This is a genomic window from Galbibacter orientalis DSM 19592 (genome assembly GCF_000260115.1).
Classification (GTDB): Bacteria; Bacteroidota; Bacteroidia; order Flavobacteriales; family Flavobacteriaceae; genus Galbibacter; species Galbibacter orientalis.
Genome location: NZ_JH651380.1, coordinates 263,009 through 284,531, shown reverse-complemented (window position 1 = coordinate 284,531; position 21,523 = coordinate 263,009). Strand labels below are relative to the sequence as shown.

Genomic DNA, 21,523 nt, shown 5'->3' with positions numbered 1-21,523 from the left:
AATTAAGGTTTACAAACACCCAAGGCTTAATCAATTCCCTCATGATTATATTTCGAGGCATTAGAAAGAAGCTTTAAAATCTCACTTAGTGAGTTAATTTTTATAAAAATGAATGAGATAAAATTATTCTGCCCAGCAACCATAGCCAATGTTTCTTGTGGTTTTGATGTTTTAGGACTTTGTTTAGACAGTACTGGCGATGAAATGACGATTAGAAAAATGCCAGAAAAGGGCGTTCGAATTTCCAAAATAATAGGTCAAGATTTACCACTTGAAGCCGAAAAAAATGTAGCAGGAGTTGCTGTACTTGCATTGCTTAAAGAAGTAGAAACCACCTTTGGTTTTGAAATCGAAATAAATAAAAAAATAAAACCAGGAAGCGGAATTGGAAGTAGCGCAGCCAGTGCAGCAGGAGCCGTTTTTGGAGTAAACAAACTCCTCGGTGAGCCTTTTTCAAGAGAAAAACTAGTAGAATTTGCAATGATGGGAGAAGAGCTTGCAAGTGGCGCTCCACATGCCGATAATGTAGCTCCTGCCCTACTTGGCGGTTTTACACTGGTAAAAGGATATGAACCTTTTGAAGTTTTAAAATTACATACTCCAAAAGAGATTTTTGCTACCGTTATACATCCGCAGATAGAAGTAAAAACTGCCGATGCACGGTCGGTAATTAAGCAGAATATACCTCTTAAAAAAGCAATTATCCAATGGGGAAATCTGGCAGGTTTAGTAAGCGCTCTTTATACTGAAGATTACGGATTACTTTCTAGATGCCTACACGACGAAATTGTAGAACCTATGCGCAGCCCTTTAATTCCAGGCTTTTATAAGGCAAAACAAGCTGCTAAGGATGCTGGAGCGCTGGGTAGCGGAATTTCAGGTTCTGGGCCTTCTATTTTTGCATTATCTAAAGGAGAAGAAACAGCTAAAAAAGTTGCAAAAGCAATGGCTGAAGTATATAAAGATTTTGGTGTTGATTACGATATACATGTATCTAAAATTAATACCGAAGGAGTTAAAGAATTATGAATTTGAATGATAAATTTCCGAATTTATTTATAATTCTATCCTCCTATTTTGGCAAATAGACCCAAATAAAAAATAACGATTAGCAAAAAATAAAACATGAAATATTATAGCCTTAACGATACACAAGAAAACAAAACCTTTACAAACTTTGAAGACGCTGTAGTAAAAGGGATAGCTCCAGATAGAGGTCTTTATTTTCCTAATGAAATAAAACCGTTAGATAAAAACTTCATTGAAAATATTGAAGATTTTAGTAATGAAGAAATAGCTTTTAAAGTTATTCAACAATTTATAGGTAACGAAATCCCTACAGCTATTTTAAAAGACATTGTAAAAGAAACATTATGTTTCGATTTTCCAACAGTAAAAGTAGAAGAAGATATCTATTCCTTAGAACTCTTCCACGGACCAACTATGGCTTTTAAAGATGTAGGAGCTCGGTTTATGGCACGCTGTTTAGGGTATTTTAATAAAGACAAAAAAGAAGAAACCGTAACTGTTTTAGTAGCTACTTCTGGAGATACTGGTGGCGCTGTGGCAAGCGGATTTTTAGGGGTAAAAGGTGTAGAAGTAGTTATTTTATATCCTAGCGGAAAAGTGAGCGATATTCAAGAAAAACAACTTACCACTCTCGGTCAAAACATCACTGCCTTAGAAGTAGACGGCGTATTTGACGATTGTCAGGAAATGGTAAAAACTGCTTTTTTAGATAGCAATTTAACAGCAGAGAATTTAACTTCTGCAAATTCTATTAATGTGGCACGTTGGCTCCCTCAAATGTTTTACTTTTTCTTTGCGTACAAACAATTAAAATCGCAAAACAAAGAGTTGGTTTTTTCTGTTCCTAGCGGAAATTTTGGAAATATTTGTGCCGGAATGATGGCTTACAAACTAGGCTTACCAGTTAAGCACTTTGTAGCTTCTACAAATATTAACGATACCGTTCCTCAATATATGGCTACGCAAGAATACAGTCCGAAGCCTTCAAAGCAAACCATATCAAACGCAATGGATGTTGGAAATCCAAGTAATTTTATTCGTATTCAAAGACTATTTGATAATAATTTTGAAGCATTAAATCAGCTATTTTCTTCTTTTAGTTATACTGATGAAGACACTAAAAAAACAATGCAAGCTATTTACAAAACTTCTGGTTATGTAGCCGATCCACATGGGGCGGTTGGTTATTTAGGACTTAAAAAATATTTAAATGCTGACACTAACAGTACCGGTGTTTTTCTAGAAACAGCACATCCTGTTAAATTTTTAGATGTAGTTGAAAATACGTTGGATGTTACAATTCCTATTCCAGAACAGATTAAATCGGTTATTGATAAGAATAAAAAAAGTATTACCATAAAAAGCTATGACGATTTAAAAGCCTATTTAAAAAATCGATAAAATTATTTTTTTTAATTCACTTTTGGTTTTGCTGCAGTATAGTTCGTTTAGATATTACTGCAACAAAACCATTTTCTCTCTCATTTTATATTTAATCCCATTTCATTTTCTGTAATCTTACAGCATTCAAGATTGCTAACAATGCTACCCCAACATCGGCAAATACTGCTTCCCACATTGTTGCCAATCCACCAGCTCCTAATATTAATACTATCACTTTTACTCCAAAAGCCAACCCGATATTTTGCCATACAATTTTTCGGGTGGATCTTCCTATATTTATTGCTTTTACTACTTTGGAGGGTTGGTCTGTTTGGATAATAACATCTGCAGTTTCTATAGCAACATCACTCCCTAAACCTCCCATTGCAATTCCCACATCACTTGCGGCTAGTACAGGAGCATCATTTATCCCATCCCCTATAAATGCAATCTTACTACTTTCAGAATTCTTTTGTAAAAGCTCAACTTCATTTAGTTTATCCTCAGGTAACAAACCACCTTTAGCCTGTTCAATATTTAGTTCTGATGCCACTTTTTGAGTAATAGAATCCTTATCACCAGAAAGCATTATAATATTTGTAATACCTACTTTATGTAAGTTGATTATTGTTTCTTTAGCATCTTCTTTCAACTCATCTGCAATTACTACATAACCTGCAAAAACCTCATCTATAGCTACTAAAACAATTGATTCTTTAATACTTTCTGTTTCTTTGGTAACTTGAATATTATTAGTAGTCATCAACGATTTGTTACCTACTAAAACGGTTTTATTATTTACAGTTCCTTTTAATCCTTTTCCGGCAATTTCCGAAACTTTGTTAGCCTTAAAATATTCATTCCCTATTTTATATTCTAAAATTGCTTTGGCTATTGGATGCGTAGACTGCTCTTCCATTGCCATAAGATATTTCATAAATTCTGCTTCTTCATATCCAATAGCCTTAACTTTTTTTATTTTAAAGACACCTTTGGTTACTGTTCCTGTTTTATCCATTACTAAGGTGTTTACTTTAGTTATTGCATCAAGAAAAGAAGCTCCTTTAAATAATATCCCATTATTAGATGCTGCCCCTAATCCGCCAAAATAGCCCAATGGAATCGAAATTACTAAAGCACAAGGGCATGATATTACAAGAAAAATTAAAGCTCGATATAACCAATCTCTAAACACATAATTATCTATAAAAAAATATGGAAGAAACGTTACTCCTATAGCTAAAACCACCACAATAGGTGTATAAACTCTTGCAAATTTTCTAATAAATAATTCGGTTTTTGATTTCCGTGCCGTAGCATTTTGAACCATATCAAGAATCCGAGCAATAGAACTATCTTTAAATTCTTTGGTAGTTTGAATTTCAATTACACCATCCATATTGATACTTCCTGCAAATACTCTCTCTCCTTTCAAAACACTATCTGGTTTACTCTCGCCTGTCAAAGCTGCTGTATTAAAAGAACCTTTTTTGGAAAGTAAAATTCCATCTAATGGCACTTTTTCTCCAACACGAACTTGTACTTTCTCACCGATAGCAACCGTTTCAGGGCTTACAGAAATATAATTATTAGTACGATAAACTAAAGCTTCATTTGGACGAACGTCTAACAATGCTTTTATATTGGTTTTTGCTCTCTTTACTGCAGCGCCTTGGAATAATTCGCCTATACTATAAAACAACATTACGGCAACTCCTTCTGGATATTCACCAATGGCGAAAGCGCCAATAGTAGCAATGGACATCAAAAAGAATTCTGTAAAAACATCTCCTCTTCGGATACTTCTCCAACCCTCTTTTAAAACAGGATATCCAACTGGTAAGTAAGCTATGGTATACCAAACAATCTGAGTCCATTTTTCAAAAAAATCAACATCAAAATAGTTTAATGCAATGCCAATAATGAGCATTGTAAAACTTATTACTGCTGGAATATAAGTCTTAAATCCACTTGAGGAACCATCATGATTATGACCATTTTCAGAATTAGATTTAATATCTTTTAAATTGACTTTCTTTTTTTTCATAGTTTCTTTAATTTACTACCTCGTGGTAAACTCACGCGGTCTTTATAGAATAATAATTTAATCCATTTTGACTTAAAACGTTAGGAAATAAAACCCTCAATGAGGGATTTAATCCATTTCGGCGTAAAACATCTAGGAATTAAACCTTCAATGAGGGATTAAATATTTTGTAAAACTATGGGAAAATAAGATGCAATGGAAGTGCATTTATTGTTAGCTACACTTATCGCAAATACCTTTTACAACAAGGTTTACATCTTCTGAAACAAAACCTTTAGGGACTTTTATTTGTGGTATTTTATGTTGCGTTAAACAAATAGTTTCATTACAATTATTACAATGAAAATGTAAATGTAAATCGGTTCCTATTTCACAATTACAGCCTTCTTCGCAAAGTGCATACTTTGTAATTCCTGTACCATCATCTATTTGGTGTACAACGTCTTTTTCTTCAAATGTTTTTAAGGTTCTATATAAAGTTGTTCTATCTGCCTTATCAAAAGCATTTTGAATATCGCTTAATGTTACTGCAACTTCCTTTGAAGCTAAAAACTTATAAATTAGTAAACGCATTGCAGTAATACGGATATCTTTTGACTCTAAAAATTGTTCTATTGTTGCCATATCTCGGATTCATAGATTAACACTACTTCACTACAATCTAACCACTTCTCCCGTTTTAACAGATTCATCACAAGCCAAAGCTACTTTTAAACTATTAACTGCATCTTCCAAATGACTTGCCAAATCATTGTTATTTTTAATAGCATCTATAAAAAAACGCTGCTCTCTATTACATAACTCTTGATGATCTGGTTCGTCTTGTAGATTGATAAACTCATCTGGCTTTGTAAATTCATTTTCAGCATCAATATCCGCATAATGCACTTTCAAACTTTCGGTTTTTGTATGACTATCAATATGGTCGGAAGCTCCCTCTGCGCTTGCTTTATTTGCTACGATGGAAACACTCCCTTTGGGTCCAAAAATATCTTTTATAAAAAAAGCGGTATCGCTAACCATAGGTCCCCAACCAGCTTCATACCAGCCCACAGAACCATCATCAAAACGAATCTGTAATTGTCCGTAGTTATAGTTATTTGTAGGAATATCATCCGTTAATCTAACCCCAATAGCACTTACTTGCACAGGTTTGGCGTTTGTCATTTGGCACATTACATCAATATAATGTACGGCACAATCTACAATAGGGCTCAGACTTTTCATCAGATTTCTATGTACATTCCACATATAACCATGACTCTGCTGATTCAAATTCATCCGCATAACCAAAGGTTTCCCCATATTCTGTGCTAGTTCTATAAATTTCTGCCAAGAAGGATGGTGTCTCAAAATATAACCTACTACTACTTTTTTATTTACTTTATTAGCTACGGCCACTACCCTTTCGGCTCCTTCGGCAGTACTGGCAATTGGCTTTTCTAAAAATACATGACACCCATTTTCTAAGGCCGCAATACTATATGCTTCATGTGTATCTGGATAAGTGGAAATACAAACCGCATCGGGTTTTGTTGCTTCTAATGCTTCATAATAATCGGTAAATAATTTATATTTATTTTCTAATTCAGCATTTAGAACCTCTTTACTTTTTCCTGTTGAAACTAAGCCACAAATTTCTACTTCACTCTCCATTTGATGATAGGCTTTAGCATGAGAAGCTCCCATGTTTCCACAGCCTACTACTAATATTTTTATTTTTTTGTTTTCCATGTTTCGATTTTAAAAAAGTTACGCTGTTATACAGTTATAGTCTTACGTTGAAATCTTTCAACTTTACAAACTTTCCAACTTTTAACTTATTAGCGCAAGTTTGTTTTATTCCTGAGATTATTTTAAATAATTTTGCAGCGCCAAATAGTAGGTACAATAATTTTTAAATATACAAAAATGAAGAATACAGCATTAACTGATATCCATATTGAATTAGGGGCAAAAATGGTTCCTTTTGCTGGCTATAACATGCCAGTACAATACGAAGGGGTGAATATTGAGCATGAAACGGTTAGAGAACATTTAGGTGTTTTTGACGTTAGCCACATGGGAGAATTCTTGATTAGTGGTCCGAATGCTTTAGCGCTAATTCAAAAAGTGAGTAGTAATGATGCTTCCAAATTAACTATTGGAAAAGCACAGTATTCTTGTTTACCGAATGAAAATGGCGGAATTGTAGACGATTTGATTATCTACCAAATGAAAGAGGAGCAATACCTTTTAGTGGTTAATGCTTCTAATATTGAAAAAGATTGGAACTGGATTTCTAAATATAATGATACTATTGGAGCAGAAATGCGCAATATTTCTGACGATTATTCGCTTTTAGCTATCCAAGGTCCTAAAGCTGTAGAAGCCATGCAGACGATAACCCCTATTGATCTTTCCGCTATTAAATTTTACAATTTTGAAGTGGGGGAATTTGCAGGGATTGAGCATGTTATTATTTCTGCTACTGGATATACTGGAAGTGGTGGATTTGAAATTTATTGTAAAAATACTGATGTTGAGCAGGTTTGGAATAAGGTTTTAGAAGCAGGAAAAAACCACGGTATTAAACCTATTGGACTTGCTGCTAGAGATACTCTTAGATTGGAAATGGGGTATTGTCTTTACGGAAATGATATTGACGACACTACTTCTCCGCTTGAAGCAGGTTTAGGGTGGATAACAAAGTTCTCTAAAGATTTTGTAAACTCTGAGGCTTTAAAACGACAAAAAGAAACTGGGGTAACCAAAAAATTAGTTGGTTTTGAAATGATTGAACGTGGAATTCCAAGACACGATTATGAGATTTTAAATACCAATGAGGAAGTTATCGGAAAAGTTACTAGCGGAACTATGGCTCCTTCTTTAAACAAAGGAATTGGTATGGGATATGTAACTACAGAAAATGCTGAAGTTGGAACTACAATTTACTTACAAATAAGAAAGAAAAAAGTAGAAGCTAAAGTAGTAAAGCTTCCGTTTTATAAAAAATAAATTAGTGCTCAAGACATTGCTGGAAAGAACAAAAAATCTAAACGCAAGTGCCTGAGCACATAAAGCTCGATTATAGAGTAAATTTATTTAAGAAAGAGCGTATACAAACACTCTTAAATACAAAAAGGTAACGCTTATTGAAAAGGATATTAATTTTAGGAGCAAGCGGATTTATTGGAGGGACACTTTACAAAGAACTCTGTCCTTACTTTGATACCTATGGCACCTACCACACAGGAAAAATCTATTCTAATAACAAGCATTTTTTTCATTTTGATATGGAAAACGATGATTTGTTTGAGATTTTAACCCAAGTGCGACCAACAATTATTATCTCGGCGCTACGTGGAAATTTTGAAGCTCAAATAGATACACATCTCGATTTGGTAGATTATTGTCGTGCTAGCAACAGTAAGCTTATATTTTTATCTTCTGCCAATGTTTTTGATGCTTTTAGTAATTTCCCTTCTTATGAGTACGACAAGACTTTGTCTATGAGTACCTATGGGAAGTTTAAAATAAAAATAGAAACTGCGTTGATGCAACTTCCAGAGAAAAATTATGTAATTGCAAGATTACCAATGGTCTTTGGAAGTAGCTCCCCGCGGATGAAAGAACTCAGGTATTTTATTGATAAAAACGATGCCTACGAAGTTTTTCCAGATTTGGTAATGAATGTTACCAATGCAGATAAACTCTCCCAACAAATCCACTATATTGTTAATAGAAACCGAAAAGGAATTTACCATTTGGGAAGCTCAGACCTAATTCATCATGATGAGTTTATTAAAGAAATTCTCGATACTTTAGGATATGAAAAACCATTACTTAAAAATGTATATACCTCAAATTTTGATAGGTTTTTGGCGGTGCTTCCTAAAGACAACAAACTTCCAAAGCATTTAATTTTCGGTCATTTTGATATTATAAATGAGTTGAAGGCTAAGAATTAGTATTCTTATTTATTTTTCTATCGCTTTTTTAGAAGCTTTTACCGTGCGGATGCTTTCAATAAAAACAGCACTTAATATTAAAGCACCTCCAATAATAGTGTGCCATGCAGGGAATTCTCCTAAAAACAACATTCCCATTAAAATTCCGTAAATGGGCTGTACACTGCTCATAATACTTGCTGTGGTAGCGCTAAAGTATTTAAAACTCATTAGCAATAACGTATGTCCAATTGTAGTTGTTACCAAAGCTAAAAATGCTATAGGAAGTATTTGAGATTTTACCTGAAGAAAATTAGCATTAAACAATAGTGGACTCATTAAAACAACTATTACACAAAGCTGATATAACATCAAAACAGAGCCGTTATAAGTGGCCACTTTTGGTTTCATGAGGATATTGCGGAGCGCATAAAAAAATGCAGAGGTTACTCCAAATAAAACCGCTATAAAATGTTGATTTTTAAAGCTTACTTCTGGCACTAAAAAGTAAACCCCTGTAAGCACTAAAACTGCTAATGCTAAATGCGATTTTTGAAAACGACTTTTTAAAATAATCGGTTCTAGAAAAGAAGTAATTACAGGGTAGGTATAAATAGAGAGCATTCCAATTGCTACACTAGAAAGTTGTAAAGCATAAAAATAGGTTACCCAATGGATCCCAAAAAAAACGCCACAGAGTAATACAATTTTTAAATCTTGTTTAGCATTTATTTTTAAATTAAACTTTTTGTACCTACAAAAAAGGTAGATAAAACCAACAGCCAAAATTGCTCTAAATAAAATAATCTGTTCTGCTGGCAGGGCTATATAACGTCCTAAAACTCCAGAAGTACTAATTAAAAGTACCGCTAAATTTAGTTCTAGAATATGTTTAAAATGATTTTTTTCTTCCAAAACTAACGAACTAATTCTTTAGCTTTCTCTTTAATAATCTCCCCTACTGGTCGGTTTTGAATATTACTTTCTAGCCATGAGATAATATCTAAATATAAAAAGGCACGTTTTTCATACGGGTGATTTTCATATTTCTTTAAAGTTGCATGCAGTTTTTTAAATTCATCTTTTAACTGACTAGGAAAGATTTCTCCTAAATTTCTAAGAAACTTAATCATTTCCTTTTGCACCTCATGGAGATCATTCATTTTTAATAAAAATTTATAGGTGCTTTTTAATTGAACTTCCAAATGGTAATCCATACCAGCTTCATAATGCGCAACCAAACTCAATACACGAGCAAAGCACATTAAATCTTCACGCATGGTAAGGTTTTTATTATCTATTATTTTTTTCAGATAAGAGATACACTTTTTATTATTGCCAACCCCAAAATACAAACACGCAATTTTATAGTAGAGAACCATAATATGGTGTTCGTCTAATTTATCGCTGTGTAATTTTATTCCATCTATAATTTCCTTTTCTAAATGCAATCCTTCTTCAAAAGTACCTTCTAGAAAATGAAGATTAATTTTGCTACTATATTTATAATGAAAAATTAAAACCTCTAAATTATCATTCTTCGGAAACTTATCATCCGTAACGATATGTTCTAATTTCTGTAATGCTTCCCTAAATCCACGACGATTTTTTACATAAAACATCGATTCTAACAAGTAATTATTTCCTTTTAAAAAGAATACAGGATTTAAATAAATCATTTGTTCGTTTTCATAGAAAAGTTCTACCCAACGCAACGAATATTTATAACACGATAAAAAGTCCTGAATTAAAAAACTATACCATAGTTGCGCTTTATACAACCATAATTTTTCTCTAAAATCTAATTCTGAAACTTTAAAAGTAGGTAAGTGAGATTTGTAGTATTCTGTAACCCATTTATATTCTTCATCACTTTTTACATACCCAAACTTCAACATAATTCCATATAATTGAAGCGATAGATTAGAAAGTTTACTTGTCAATACATTTTGCATACTCAATTCCTTTGCTTGAATTGCTAATTCGTCGGCACGCCCACTTATACTTCTAGTAATGTATTGTGTTTCTATAACTTTTTCTAGTTCTACAATTTCATAGGCAACTACTTTTTCTTGATTTTCAATAGCCAAAGACTTGGCCTTATCCAAAATTTTTAAGCTTTGTTTATACAATCCTTTATGGTACAAAATAGTTGCAAAGTCAAGTTGCTCCCTAATTTGAAGTCGTATATTTTGATTTACGGGATTTAAACGTAAGCTTACCAGAATTTGCTTATAAAGATGTGCCTTTAAATTGGAGAGTTGTTGTTTTTTAACAATTCCACTTTTTAAAATTTCAGCCTCTTTATAATCATGCATCTTATCCAAAAGATTGAATAAAGCTAAAAATTTTGCATCTGCATTTACCCCTAACCTATTCACATAAAGCTTAAATTGTCTCTTTTCAGATTTAGAAAGAGATTTAACCAGTATAAATAATGTGTCTTTTTGCTGACTTGTCATTGTAAAAATAAAAATTCAATTAACTGAATATCAATTATTTAACTATATAAAAGAACACTTAAGCATTGTAAAGAAATGGTTAAGTGAACTTAAAATTACGTTCACAAAATATAAATTCGTATAACAAATTTCAAATTACATTAAAAAATCAAGATGAGTAAAGAAAAAGTTCAAATCTTTGACACGACATTAAGAGACGGAGAACAAGTACCTGGATGCAAGCTTAACACAGAACAAAAGCTTGTCATTGCAAAGCGTCTTGACGATCTGGGAGTTGATGTTATTGAAGCTGGTTTCCCTATTTCTAGTCCGGGAGACTTTACATCTGTAGCTGAAATCTCTAAAATTGTAAAAAATGCAACGGTTTGTGGTCTTACACGTTCCGTTAAAAAAGATATCGAAGTAGCAGCAGAAGCAATAAAGCATGCTGTAAGACCTAGAATACACACTGGAATTGGAACATCAGATTCTCATATAAAATATAAATTCAAATCTACTCGTGAAGAGATTATTGAACGTGCTGTTGCTGCTGTAAAATATGCTAAGACGTTTGTAGAAGATGTTGAGTTTTATGCTGAAGATGCTGGTCGTACCGACAATGAATATTTAGCTCGTGTTTGTGAGGCAGTTGTAAAAGCAGGAGCTACCGTATTAAATATTCCAGATACTACAGGATATTGCTTACCTGAAGAATATGGGGCTAAAATGCGGTATTTAAAAGAAAACGTTACGGGTATTCACAAAGCAATTCTTTCTTGCCACTGTCATAACGACCTTGGTTTAGCTACCGCAAACTCTATTGCTGGAGTTATTGGAGGAGCACGACAAATAGAATGCACTATCAACGGAATTGGAGAACGTGCTGGAAATACGTCTTTAGAAGAAGTCGTCATGGTTTTACGCCAACACCCGAATTTAAATTTAGACACCAACATCAATTCACAACTCCTTTACAGCACCAGTAAAATGGTTTCTGAAAGTATGGGAATGCCTGTACAACCAAATAAAGCCATTGTAGGAGCTAATGCTTTTGCGCACAGCTCTGGAATTCATCAAGATGGGGTTATTAAAAACAGAGAGACCTACGAAATTATAGATCCTGCAGACGTAGGCGTTACCGAATCTGCAATTGTTTTAACCGCCCGTAGTGGTCGTGCTGCTTTAGCATATAGAGCTAAAAAAGTAGGTTATGAGTTAACAAAGCTTCAGTTAGACGAAGTTTATCAAGAATTTTTAACCTTTGCAGATAGAAAGAAAGAAGTTTTAGATGAAGATATTCATCAAATTATTGAAATCAGTAAAATAGATATTAAAGCAATTGCTTAATTATAATGAGTAAAACATTATTTGATAAAGTTTGGGATAGCCATGTGGTTCATACAGTAGAAAATGGACCTCAGGTATTATATATTGATAAACATTTAATCCATGAAGTTACGAGTCCGCAAGCTTTTAATGAGCTTGAAGAACGTAATATTCCCCTATTCCGTAAAAACCAAATTGTAGCTACAGCAGACCATAATGTACCTACAAAAGATCAACATTTACCTATTCAAGACCTCTTGTCTAAAAAACAGGTAGAAATGCTGACAGAAAACTGTAAAAAACACGATGTAACCCTTTACGGCTTAGGGCACCCATACCAAGGAATTGTTCATGTTATGGCTCCAGAACTAGGAATTACACAACCTGGAATGACTATGGTTTGTGGAGACAGCCATACCTCTACTCACGGAGCTTTTGGTACTATTGCTTTTGGAATTGGAACAAGCCAAGTAGCGCAAGTTTTTGCGAGCCAGTGTTTATTACTTTCGAAACCAAAAAGTATGCGTATTACCGTAAACGGAAAGGTTAAAAAAGGTGTTTTACCAAAAGATGTTATTCTATATATTATTGCTAAACTAGGTACCAATTCTGGTACTGGATATTTTGTAGAATATGCAGGTGATGTTTTTGAAGCCATGACTATGGAAGGCCGCATGACGGTTTGTAATATGAGTATTGAAATGGGAGCTCGTGGCGGAATGATTGCTCCAGACGAAACTACTTTTGAGTATGTAAAAGATCGTGAATTTGCTCCTAAAGGAGAGGAATTTGATAAAAAAGTAGCTTATTGGAAAACGCTTCCTACAGATGCAGATGCTAGCTTTGATAAAGAATATTCTTTTGATGCTGAAGACATCGAACCTATGGTTACTTACGGAACCAACCCTGGAATGGGGATAAAAATAACAGAAGCCATTCCGAGTAAAGACGATGTTTCTTTTGAGAAATCCTTAGATTATATGGGCTTTAAAAAGGGAGAAAAGCTCTTAGGAAAAGAAATCAATTATGTTTTTATAGGAAGTTGCACCAACTCAAGAATTGAAGATTTTAGAATTGCTGCGGAATACATTAAAGGAAAACAAAAGGCAACCAATGTAAATGCCTTAATTGTTCCAGGATCTCAACAAGTAGCCAAACAAATAAAAGAAGAAGGAATTCAAGATATTTTTGAAGCTGCAGGCTTTGAAATGCGCCAAAGTGGATGCTCGGCTTGTTTAGGAATGAATGAAGATAAAATTCCTGCGGGCGAATATTGCGTATCTACTTCCAATAGAAATTTTGAAGGTAGACAAGGGCAAGGTGCACGTACTATTTTAGCTAGTCCGTTAGTAGCTGCTGCCACTGCAATAGCAGGAAAAATAATAGATGTAACCGAAGAAGTTGAAGAATTAGAACTAGTTTAGAAAAGTACAGAGTTTAGATTTGCTAACTTATAGAGTAAACAGCTTCGAGGTGGAGCATTAGAAAAAATCTTGAAAACATTTCGATGCAAACCCAAGCTCTTCAATAAACTCAAAACAGGTTTTAGAGCATTAAAATCTCACTTAGTGAGTTTAATTTAAGATTATGGAAAAATTTGTAACATTACAATCAACGGCAATTCCATTGCCAATTGAAAATATAGATACCGACCAAATAATCCCTGCCCGATTTTTAAAAGCAACAAGCAAGGTTGGTTTTGGCGAAAATTTATTTAGGGACTGGCGTTACAACAAAGACGGTTCTGAAAATGAAGAATTTGTACTGAATAATAAAACATACGAAGGAAAAATACTTGTTGCTGGCGATAATTTTGGGTGCGGTAGTAGTCGTGAACACGCTGCATGGTCATTAACAGATTTCGGTTTCAAAGTAATTGTTTCTAGTTATTTTGCTGATATTTTTAAAGGCAATGCACTAAATAATGGCTTGCTTCCCATTCAAGTAAGTCCAGAAACGCTTAAAGCTATGCTTACTGCAATTCAAGATAACCCAACTACAGAAATTGTAGTAAACCTTGAAGAACAAACTATTACAGTTGCAGGAACGGCTATAAAAGAGAGCTTTGAAATTGATGCTTATAAAAAAATGTGCATGATGAATGGTTATGACGATATCGATTTTTTAGTCAGTAATAAAGATAAAATTGAAGCTTACGAAGCTTCTAGAACATTTTAATACACAAGAATATGAATTTAGATATAGCTGTATTATCGGGAGATGGAATTGGTCCAGAAGTTACCAAACAAGCCATTAAAACATTAAAAGCCGTTGGCGAGGTATACAATCATACGTTTACTTTTAAGGAAGCTCCAGTAGGCGCTATCGCTATTGATCAAACTGGAGATCCTTTACCAGAAAAAACATTACAATTGTGTTTAGATTCTGATGCCGTTTTATTTGGTGCTATTGGACATCCAAAATACGACAACGATCCAAGTGCAAAAGTACGTCCTGAGCAAGGTTTATTAAAACTAAGAAAGTCTTTAGGATTGTTTACCAATATCCGCCCTATTAAAGCTTTTCCTACACTTATTGAAAAGTCTCCTTTAAAAGAAGAGCGTATTTTAGGAACCGATCTTACCATTTATAGAGAACTAACCGGAGGAATCTATTTTGGAGAGAAAAAGTTAAATAAAGAAGGAAGTGTAGCTTCAGATTTATGTGAATATTCTGATTATGAAATAGAACGCATTGCTCATTTAGCTTTTAAAGCAGCCCGTACTCGTAGAAAAAAATTAACCTTGGTTGATAAAGCTAATGTATTAGAAACTTCTCGTTTGTGGCGTAAAGTAGTTACCAATATTGGTAAAAGTTATGCAGATGTAGAATTAGACTTCCTTTTTGTTGATAATGCAGCGATGCAAATGATATTAAATCCGAGTCAGTTTGACGTTATTTTAACTGAAAACATGTTTGGAGACATCATTTCTGATGAAGGAAGTGTTATTGGAGGTTCTATAGGATTATTAGCGTCGGCATCTGTAGGAGACGAAAATGCGATGTTTGAGCCTATTCACGGTTCTTTTCCACAAGCTACAGGAAAAAATATTGCTAATCCAATTGCTTCCATCCTATCTGCTGCAATGCTTTTAGAACATTTTAAATTATTTGAAGAAGCAAAAGCCATAAACAAAGCTGTTGAAAAAGCTTTAGAAATGAATGTTGTTACTCCAGATATCGATGCAGATAGTAAGAAAACAACTTCTGAAGTAGGGAATTTTATAGCAGATTACATAGCGAATGCTGAAGAAATAATTAATTACAATCAGGAAAATATAGATTACGGAAAGTCTACTATTATATAAAATAGTACTTTTTTAACAATTTATAAAAGAGGCTGTCTAAAAAGTATCCAAACACTAAGTGCTATCCTGAGTTTATCGAAGTTAACTACTGATTGTCAGTTGTTTAAGACTCAGGCAAGCTCAGTTTGACAACTACAAATTACTTTTTAGACAGTCTCTTTTTTTAGTAAGCCGTCAGAGTATATTTTATTTCAACAATAAAGTAACTTCATGAACTAACATATAAAAAAGTACTGGACAAATAAGCAAATAGCATTCTGTAAAATACAAATCAGATTTCCTTAAACACATCAAAATTCAACACCCATAACTAAACCTCTCTATCATAATTTGTTATGTACACAGTAGTAGGTTGTATATTTTCTGGTGCTATTTCTTGAATCTCTCCATTCTTAGCAATAATCAATGGACTTTTTTTATAACGCTTAAATTCCACTAATTTTTGATAAGCTTTTTCAAGTCCTGCAATTATTTTTTTTCGATCTTCCTTTAATTCACTTTTTTTATCCATTGTATCTGTCTTTTAACTTTTCCCAAATTTTAATATTTCCTACTTCAACATCATCTTTACCTCCTTCTGCTATAATTTGATATGGTTCTCCAGAATTATCAATAAATATCCAATCATCGACCAAGCCTTTAAAGATAGTAAAAAAGTTATTTAATCCATTTTCATACCTTCTACGAATTATATATTCTGGAATATTATGTCCTCCTTCTTTCACTCTCGTTTCAACCCGCTTTATGGCAAGGGCTTGAGAACTGAGCCAAAAAAAATAAAGTGATACAAAAAATCCATTTTTCTGAGCTTCAACAACTAAGCTCCTATAACTTTTTGTAGCTAAAGTTGTTTCAAATGCAAAATCCTGTTCTGAGTTAATTAGGGTTTTAATTCTATATAGCATTAATCTTCCTGCCTGAATTCCTTCCTTTTCAGGTTTAAAAGGAGACAATCCTTTAGCAATTTCATCAGCATTAATAAATTCATCACATTCTAAAATTTCAGGCAAAATAGTATATGAAGCAGTTGTTTTTCCTGCTCCTTACACCCTGCTATAATGTATAGTTTTTTCAACTTTTTCGTGATTCCTTATAACGATTTACAAAAAATAGTATGAATTATCTAACATTGATTATTCAAAAGACAATCAGCTAAATATTTTCAATTTAAACCTTTTAAACGATATTTTTCAGGAAATAGTGTAGTTTTATTTACGGTTATAAATTAGCTTAAAAACACGTCAGTCGCTTCTTCATTTTACATCTATTTTCATGTATATACCCATAATCAGACTTCCATTTAGACACCATAAGAAACACCAATACTTTATGTAGCCTTTTTTACATACACCCATGCTTTCGTACCAGATTCAAAGGTTTCGAAAACTCTTTCATAATCATCAACTTCATACAAATCTGTTTGCGCTAACTCTTCATCTGTAATTTCAAAAATCACCCCTTCTACTTTATCTTCAGAAGAAAAACTTTTAATTAAAATAGGATGAAATTCCTTATTACTTTTTGCTAAAACTATTGGATCTGTAATTCGTAATTGTTCAATTTTATGATTAAAAAGTACATCATTATTCCCCTTTAATAAGCGACCATAAGTTTCTAGCTGCACTTTTTCTAATTGCAACGTACCATATGAAAATAACTTATGCATTTTAACTTGTTGGTAAAGGCGCGCCTACTGCAATATCACAACGGTGACCAGGTTGTCCATGCTCTGGGTTTAACATGCTATTGGAATTAAGTATAGAACTGTTACCCGACGGTGATGTAAGTGGAGCTCCCACAGCAATATCACAACGATGTCCAGGTTGCCCGTGTGCTGGATTTAATCCATTACCCGAATTGGACTGTACATTGTTGTTTTGAAAAGATTCTACTGGCGTTTCCTCTGCAGCAGCTTTACTATCATATCCATCCAATGTTTCTGTTGTAGACCATGTGCTACTCTTTGCTGAAAGGTAATAACCACCTATTCCTACAAAAACAATAGCTAAAAGTATAATTCCTATTTTCTTCATGAAAGCTTGTTTTAGATAATAAAAATAAGAAAATCATTTTAAATGGGAGGCGGGAGACAGGAGATTGAAAGATTTTATGACACTAGACACTATTCTATAAACATAGTAACTTTTTAACTTTTCTACTCGTCTACTCGACAAGTAATTCATTAAATTAGGAGTTTAATAACCAACCTCATAACAATATAACTTAAGAAAAGTTATTTTATATTATTTAAATGATGAAAAAAACACTAGTATTATTAGTTACAATTATCTCTATTGTTTGTCAAGCACAAAAGTCTGAAAAATATAATCTAGGATTTGAAAACCAGAGCTATGAAAAATTTCTTTCTGATGGATGGTTAAAATGGGGAAGCTATGAACTAAAAATAGATTCTATTGCTCATTCGGGTGAAAAATCTGGGAAAATTACATCTCCAGAATTAGGAGGTTCTTTTGGAAGTATTGCCTATAAAATTCCAGCATATTATTCAGGTGAGAAAATTCAGCTTGAGGGCTATATGAAAATCAAAAATGTTGAAAATGGATTTGCAGGTTTGTTATTAAGAATTGATGGTAACGGAAGTTCATTAGCTTTTGATAATATGCAAGACCAAAACATAAATGGCACTAAAGATTGGCAGAAATATACTATCACTCTGGATTTTCCTGAAGGAGCAGAAAATATATTTATAGCAGGAATACTTACAGGAAAAGGAGAAGCTTGGTTTGATGACTTTGCTCTTTTAATTGATGGTAAAAATATTCAAACGTTAAAAGAAGAAGAAAAAAAATTATCAAAAGTACAACTTGATAAAGAATTTGATAATGGTTCATTAATTGAATTTCCTAGCCTAACAACCAAAGACATTACAAATCTTGAATTATTAGGTAGAGTTTGGGGCTTTCTTAAATATCATCATCCTGAAATTGCAAAGGGCAACTATAATTGGGATTATGAACTTTTTAGATTTTTACCAAAATATATTGAAACACAAAATGATAATGAAAGAGATAAGTTAATAATTAATTGGATTGACTCTTTAGGAACGATTAATAAATGTAATAATTGTGAACCAATAGATGAAAATGCTTTTCTGAAACCTAGTTTAAACTGGATTGATAATCAAAATGAAGCTTTAAAAAACAAATTATTATTTGTCTATAACAATCGTTCACAAGGCAAACATTATTACATTAAAATGATAGCAAATGTTGGTAATCCTGAGTTTAAAAATGAAAATCCATATTTGAGAATGACCTACCCTGATGATGGTTTTAGATTGTTATCGCTATATAGATATTGGAATATGATTAACTACTTTTTCCCATATAAACATCTAATTGACGAAGACTGGAATAAAAAAATAAGAGAATACATTCCACAATTTATTAATGTAAAAGACGAATTAGAATATGAATTGGCTGCCATTCAAATTATTGGAGATATCCAAGATACACATGCCAATATTTGGGGTGGTAATGATAAAATTGAGGAATGGAAAGGTTTAAATTATCCCCCAATACACTTGCGCTTTATAGAAAATCAATTGGTTGTAACCGATTATTATAATGAAGAATTAAAAGACGAAATTGGGTTAAAAATAGGAGATATAATATCCAAGATAAACGGTACAACAGTTAAAGAAATAGTAAAAGAGAAATCTAAATATTATCCTGCTTCAAACCAACCTACCATGTTAAGAGATATTTCAGCAGACCTCTTACGCTCAAACTCCAATGAGATTGAAGTTGAGTTTATATCAGATAATTCCAAAGCTCAATCAAAATCCCTTAAACTATATCCAAAAGATAGTCTTAATATTTACCGTTGGTACAAAAAAAGTGAAGATAAATCATACAAATTATTAGAAAAAAATATAGGATATGTTACACTTCAAACTATAAAGGACACTGATATTTCCAAAATAAAAAATGATTTTAAAAACACAAAAGGAATAATAATAGACATTCGAAATTATCCCTCTACTTTCGTTCCATTTAATCTAGGTTCTTATTTTGTTTCTTCATCCACGCCATTTGTGAAATTTACGAATGGAAGCATTAACAATCCGGGAGAATTTACCTTCACAAATAATATAGAGATACCAAATCAAGGAGAAGCATACAAAGGGAAGTTAATTGTATTAGTTAATGAACTATCCCAAAGTCAAGCAGAATATACCGCAATGGCTTTTAGAGCAGGAAATAATACCACAATAATTGGAAGCACCACAGCAGGAGCAGATGGAAATGTATCAACTATTATGCTACCTGGAGGACTCAGAACAATGATTTCAGGAATTGGGGTTTATTACCCAAATGAAGAAGAAACGCAACGTGCTGGGATTGTACCTGACATTGAAGTTAAACCAACAATTGAGGGTATTAGAAAAGGAAAAGACGAATTAATTGAAAAAGCAATTGAAATTATTTTAAGTGAGAGGTTATAGTTGGAAGACGGAAGACGGGAGATTGAAAGATTGAAAGATTGAAAGATTGGAAGATTTTTATGATACTAGACACTATACCTTTAAACATAGTAACTTTTTAACTTTCTACTTTCTTACTTACAACTTTAAACTCCACAACAGCTATAACGAACAATCGTTGCATGTACCTGTAAGTACACAATTTGCATTTTGAACTTCATACCCTTCTGGAATAGAATATTGAACAGGGATTTTTAAACATTCTATGGTGTCGCAAGACAAACATCTAAAGTGAAAATGATATTTAGTCTTTTCCGATGGTTCACATTTTTTACAAATAGCAAAATATTGCTTTCCATCTTCCGCAACAATTCTATGTACTAAATCGTCCTCACAAAATCTATTCAGTACCCTGTATATCGTAGCTCTATTAATTTTAATATCAAGCTGTCTTTCTATAGCATCCTGACTCAACGCTTTTTTTGAGCTTGAAAGTAAGCTTAATACTGCTTCTTTTGTAGGTGTATTTCTTCTATTCATTTTATTGCGATTATGTTGCAATAATACGAAAAAATAGTATATTTGTCAAATATACTATTGCGACTATATCGCAATTAAATATTATAATAACTAAAAGAGTAAGACTTAGTGTAGAAATTCTATGCTAGAATCGCTACTCTTTTCAAATAAAAAATCAATAAAATGGATACAAATCAATTTGAAGTAATTATAATAGGCGGCAGTTACGCAGGACTTTCTACAGCTATGACCTTAGGCCGTTCTCTAAGAAAAACTCTGATTATAGATGCCGGAGAACCTTGTAACAAACAGACTCCACATTCTCATAACTTCCTAACTCAAGATGGAAAAACTCCACGAGAGATAACTGAAGTATCAAAAAAACAAGTTTTAAAATATGATACCATAACATTTTATGACGGTACCGCTTTAAAAGGAAGAAAAGTTTCAGAAGGATTTGAAATCACTACTAATAATGGAGCTGTTTTTAAAGGAAAAAAAGTAGTGTTTGCAACAGGAATTAAAGATCTATTGCCAGCTATAAAAGGAATTGAGCAATGTTGGGGAATTTCTGTTGTGCATTGTCCATATTGCCATGGATATGAGATTAGAGACAAAAAAACAGCCATCATTGCCAATGGCAATAAAGCTTTTCATTTAGCGTCCTTAGTAAACAATCTAACTAAAGAAATTACCATCTTAACTTCTGAAAAAAAGAACTTTGATGAGAGTCAGCTTCAAAAACTTAAACAACATAATATTAAAATTATTGAAAAGGAAATTTCAGAAATAATACATAAAAAAGGAATCCTAGAACAGATTATTTTTACAGACGGTTCCAAAGAAATTTTTGAATGTGCTTATACGGCAACAACATTCAAACAGAGTACTTCTATTCCTACAGAATTAGGCTGCAAACTTACCGAAAATGGATATATTGAAGTTGATATCATGCAAAAAACAACCGTAAATGGAGTTTTTGCTTGCGGTGATAATAGCGCTATGATGCGTTCTGTAGCAACTGCTGTTTATAGCGGAAACATAACAGGGGCGATAATAAATAAAGAATTAACTGAAGAAAGCTTTTAGTATGG

The 21,523-nt window shown here is 32.9% G+C and carries 20 protein-coding genes; 10 read left to right on the top strand and 10 right to left on the bottom strand.

Annotated features, from left to right (window positions below):
• The first annotated feature begins 108 nt into the window (after positions 1-108).
• A complete protein-coding gene (locus JOOMADRAFT_RS18535; RefSeq protein ID WP_008616125.1) occupies positions 109-1,029 on the top strand; it encodes a homoserine kinase in 921 nt (306 codons plus the stop codon).
• 96 nt (positions 1,030-1,125) lie between these two features.
• On the top strand, positions 1,126-2,430 hold the full coding sequence (gene thrC, locus JOOMADRAFT_RS18530; RefSeq protein ID WP_008616123.1) for a threonine synthase: 1,305 nt from the start codon (positions 1,126-1,128) through the stop codon (positions 2,428-2,430).
• A gap of 91 nt (positions 2,431-2,521) precedes the next feature.
• On the opposite strand, the gene JOOMADRAFT_RS18525 is transcribed toward thrC, so the two are convergent.
• The 3 genes from JOOMADRAFT_RS18525 to JOOMADRAFT_RS18515 all read right to left on the bottom strand — a co-directional run bounded on the left by JOOMADRAFT_RS18525 (position 2,522) and on the right by JOOMADRAFT_RS18515 (position 6,193).
• Positions 2,522-4,459 carry a heavy metal translocating P-type ATPase gene (locus tag JOOMADRAFT_RS18525; protein WP_008616122.1) on the bottom strand — a complete coding sequence of 646 codons (1,938 nt, stop codon included), beginning with the start codon at positions 4,457-4,459 and terminating at the stop codon, positions 2,522-2,524.
• Positions 4,460-4,672: 213 nt separating this feature from the next.
• Positions 4,673-5,083 (bottom strand): Fur family transcriptional regulator, encoded by a 411-nt coding sequence (locus JOOMADRAFT_RS18520; RefSeq protein ID WP_008616121.1) that lies wholly within the window; start codon positions 5,081-5,083, stop codon positions 4,673-4,675.
• Positions 5,084-5,113: 30 nt separating this feature from the next.
• Positions 5,114-6,193: a Gfo/Idh/MocA family protein gene (locus tag JOOMADRAFT_RS18515; protein ID WP_008616120.1), complete on the bottom strand. Its 1,080-nt coding sequence runs from the start codon at positions 6,191-6,193 to the stop codon at positions 5,114-5,116.
• 177 nt (positions 6,194-6,370) lie between these two features.
• On the opposite strand from JOOMADRAFT_RS18515, the gene gcvT reads away from it, so the two are divergent.
• Positions 6,371-7,456: a glycine cleavage system aminomethyltransferase GcvT gene (gene gcvT / locus JOOMADRAFT_RS18510; protein WP_008616119.1), complete on the top strand. Its 1,086-nt coding sequence runs from the start codon at positions 6,371-6,373 to the stop codon at positions 7,454-7,456.
• 137 nt (positions 7,457-7,593) lie between these two features.
• Positions 7,594-8,409, top strand: a complete 816-nt coding sequence (locus JOOMADRAFT_RS18505; protein WP_008616118.1) for a sugar nucleotide-binding protein — start codon at positions 7,594-7,596, stop codon at positions 8,407-8,409.
• 9 nt (positions 8,410-8,418) lie between these two features.
• Here the strand turns inward: JOOMADRAFT_RS18505 and JOOMADRAFT_RS18500 are convergent, their stop codons facing one another.
• Together JOOMADRAFT_RS18500 and JOOMADRAFT_RS18495 are read right to left on the bottom strand one after the other, a co-directional pair.
• Entirely contained in the window at positions 8,419-9,303 is an 885-nt protein-coding gene (locus JOOMADRAFT_RS18500; protein ID WP_008616117.1) for a DMT family transporter, read from the bottom strand.
• Between the two features lie 2 nt (positions 9,304-9,305).
• Positions 9,306-10,850 carry a hypothetical protein gene (locus tag JOOMADRAFT_RS18495; protein ID WP_008616114.1) on the bottom strand — a complete coding sequence of 515 codons (1,545 nt, stop codon included), beginning with the start codon at positions 10,848-10,850 and terminating at the stop codon, positions 9,306-9,308.
• A gap of 153 nt (positions 10,851-11,003) precedes the next feature.
• Between JOOMADRAFT_RS18495 and JOOMADRAFT_RS18490 the strand changes: the two genes are divergently transcribed.
• The 4 genes from JOOMADRAFT_RS18490 (at position 11,004) to leuB (ending at position 15,463) form a co-directional block, all read left to right on the top strand.
• A complete protein-coding gene (locus tag JOOMADRAFT_RS18490) occupies positions 11,004-12,176 on the top strand; it encodes a 2-isopropylmalate synthase (RefSeq protein WP_008616113.1) in 1,173 nt (390 codons plus the stop codon).
• Positions 12,177-12,181: 5 nt separating this feature from the next.
• Positions 12,182-13,579: a 3-isopropylmalate dehydratase large subunit gene (gene leuC / locus JOOMADRAFT_RS18485; protein ID WP_008616112.1), complete on the top strand. Its 1,398-nt coding sequence runs from the start codon at positions 12,182-12,184 to the stop codon at positions 13,577-13,579.
• Between the two features lie 163 nt (positions 13,580-13,742).
• Entirely contained in the window at positions 13,743-14,333 is a 591-nt protein-coding gene (gene leuD / locus JOOMADRAFT_RS18480; RefSeq protein WP_008616111.1) for a 3-isopropylmalate dehydratase small subunit, read from the top strand.
• An 11-nt stretch (positions 14,334-14,344) separates the two neighbouring features.
• Positions 14,345-15,463, top strand: a complete 1,119-nt coding sequence (gene leuB / locus JOOMADRAFT_RS18475; RefSeq protein WP_008616110.1) for a 3-isopropylmalate dehydrogenase — start codon at positions 14,345-14,347, stop codon at positions 15,461-15,463.
• A 310-nt stretch (positions 15,464-15,773) separates the two neighbouring features.
• Here leuB and JOOMADRAFT_RS18470 read toward each other — a convergent pair whose 3' ends face one another.
• The 4 genes from JOOMADRAFT_RS18470 to JOOMADRAFT_RS18455 all read right to left on the bottom strand — a co-directional run bounded on the left by JOOMADRAFT_RS18470 (position 15,774) and on the right by JOOMADRAFT_RS18455 (position 17,496).
• Entirely contained in the window at positions 15,774-15,974 is a 201-nt protein-coding gene (locus tag JOOMADRAFT_RS18470) for a hypothetical protein (RefSeq protein ID WP_008616109.1), read from the bottom strand.
• Entirely contained in the window at positions 15,967-16,473 is a 507-nt protein-coding gene (locus JOOMADRAFT_RS18465) for a zeta toxin (RefSeq protein ID WP_394359006.1), read from the bottom strand. Before JOOMADRAFT_RS18465 ends, JOOMADRAFT_RS18470 begins: the two co-directional genes overlap by 8 nt.
• A 317-nt stretch (positions 16,474-16,790) precedes the next feature.
• Positions 16,791-17,129 (bottom strand): gamma-glutamylcyclotransferase family protein, encoded by a 339-nt coding sequence (locus tag JOOMADRAFT_RS18460; protein ID WP_008616107.1) that lies wholly within the window; start codon positions 17,127-17,129, stop codon positions 16,791-16,793.
• A 1-nt stretch (position 17,130) separates the two neighbouring features.
• Positions 17,131-17,496, bottom strand: a complete 366-nt coding sequence (locus tag JOOMADRAFT_RS18455; RefSeq protein WP_008616105.1) for a hypothetical protein — start codon at positions 17,494-17,496, stop codon at positions 17,131-17,133.
• Positions 17,497-17,717: 221 nt separating this feature from the next.
• Here JOOMADRAFT_RS18455 and JOOMADRAFT_RS18450 point away from each other — a divergent pair, with 221 nt between their 5' ends.
• Positions 17,718-19,931, top strand: coding sequence for a S41 family peptidase (locus tag JOOMADRAFT_RS18450; RefSeq protein WP_008616103.1), 2,214 nt, complete (start codon positions 17,718-17,720; stop codon positions 19,929-19,931).
• Between the two features lie 141 nt (positions 19,932-20,072).
• Here JOOMADRAFT_RS18450 and JOOMADRAFT_RS18445 read toward each other — a convergent pair whose 3' ends face one another.
• A complete protein-coding gene (locus tag JOOMADRAFT_RS18445; RefSeq protein ID WP_008616094.1) occupies positions 20,073-20,450 on the bottom strand; it encodes a Fur family transcriptional regulator in 378 nt (125 codons plus the stop codon).
• A gap of 162 nt (positions 20,451-20,612) precedes the next feature.
• Here JOOMADRAFT_RS18445 and JOOMADRAFT_RS18440 point away from each other — a divergent pair, with 162 nt between their 5' ends.
• Positions 20,613-21,518: an NAD(P)/FAD-dependent oxidoreductase gene (locus JOOMADRAFT_RS18440; protein WP_008616093.1), complete on the top strand. Its 906-nt coding sequence runs from the start codon at positions 20,613-20,615 to the stop codon at positions 21,516-21,518.
• Positions 21,519-21,523 lie beyond the last annotated feature (5 nt).

Coding starts and splice junctions, on each gene's coding strand:
- JOOMADRAFT_RS18535 (WP_008616125.1), top strand. CDS start 109: ATGAATGAGATAAAATTATTCTGCCCAGCAACCATAGCCAATGTTTCT.
- thrC (WP_008616123.1), top strand. CDS start 1,126: ATGAAATATTATAGCCTTAACGATACACAAGAAAACAAAACCTTTACA.
- JOOMADRAFT_RS18525 (WP_008616122.1), bottom strand. CDS start 4,459: ATGAAAAAAAAGAAAGTCAATTTAAAAGATATTAAATCTAATTCTGAA.
- JOOMADRAFT_RS18520 (WP_008616121.1), bottom strand. CDS start 5,083: ATGGCAACAATAGAACAATTTTTAGAGTCAAAAGATATCCGTATTACT.
- JOOMADRAFT_RS18515 (WP_008616120.1), bottom strand. CDS start 6,193: ATGGAAAACAAAAAAATAAAAATATTAGTAGTAGGCTGTGGAAACATG.
- gcvT (WP_008616119.1), top strand. CDS start 6,371: ATGAAGAATACAGCATTAACTGATATCCATATTGAATTAGGGGCAAAA.
- JOOMADRAFT_RS18495 (WP_008616114.1), bottom strand. CDS start 10,850: ATGACAAGTCAGCAAAAAGACACATTATTTATACTGGTTAAATCTCTT.
- JOOMADRAFT_RS18490 (WP_008616113.1), top strand. CDS start 11,004: ATGAGTAAAGAAAAAGTTCAAATCTTTGACACGACATTAAGAGACGGA.
- leuC (WP_008616112.1), top strand. CDS start 12,182: ATGAGTAAAACATTATTTGATAAAGTTTGGGATAGCCATGTGGTTCAT.
- leuD (WP_008616111.1), top strand. CDS start 13,743: ATGGAAAAATTTGTAACATTACAATCAACGGCAATTCCATTGCCAATT.
- leuB (WP_008616110.1), top strand. CDS start 14,345: ATGAATTTAGATATAGCTGTATTATCGGGAGATGGAATTGGTCCAGAA.
- JOOMADRAFT_RS18470 (WP_008616109.1), bottom strand. CDS start 15,974: ATGGATAAAAAAAGTGAATTAAAGGAAGATCGAAAAAAAATAATTGCA.
- JOOMADRAFT_RS18460 (WP_008616107.1), bottom strand. CDS start 17,129: ATGCATAAGTTATTTTCATATGGTACGTTGCAATTAGAAAAAGTGCAG.
- JOOMADRAFT_RS18455 (WP_008616105.1), bottom strand. CDS start 17,496: ATGAAGAAAATAGGAATTATACTTTTAGCTATTGTTTTTGTAGGAATA.
- JOOMADRAFT_RS18450 (WP_008616103.1), top strand. CDS start 17,718: ATGAAAAAAACACTAGTATTATTAGTTACAATTATCTCTATTGTTTGT.
- JOOMADRAFT_RS18445 (WP_008616094.1), bottom strand. CDS start 20,450: ATGAATAGAAGAAATACACCTACAAAAGAAGCAGTATTAAGCTTACTT.
- JOOMADRAFT_RS18440 (WP_008616093.1), top strand. CDS start 20,613: ATGGATACAAATCAATTTGAAGTAATTATAATAGGCGGCAGTTACGCA.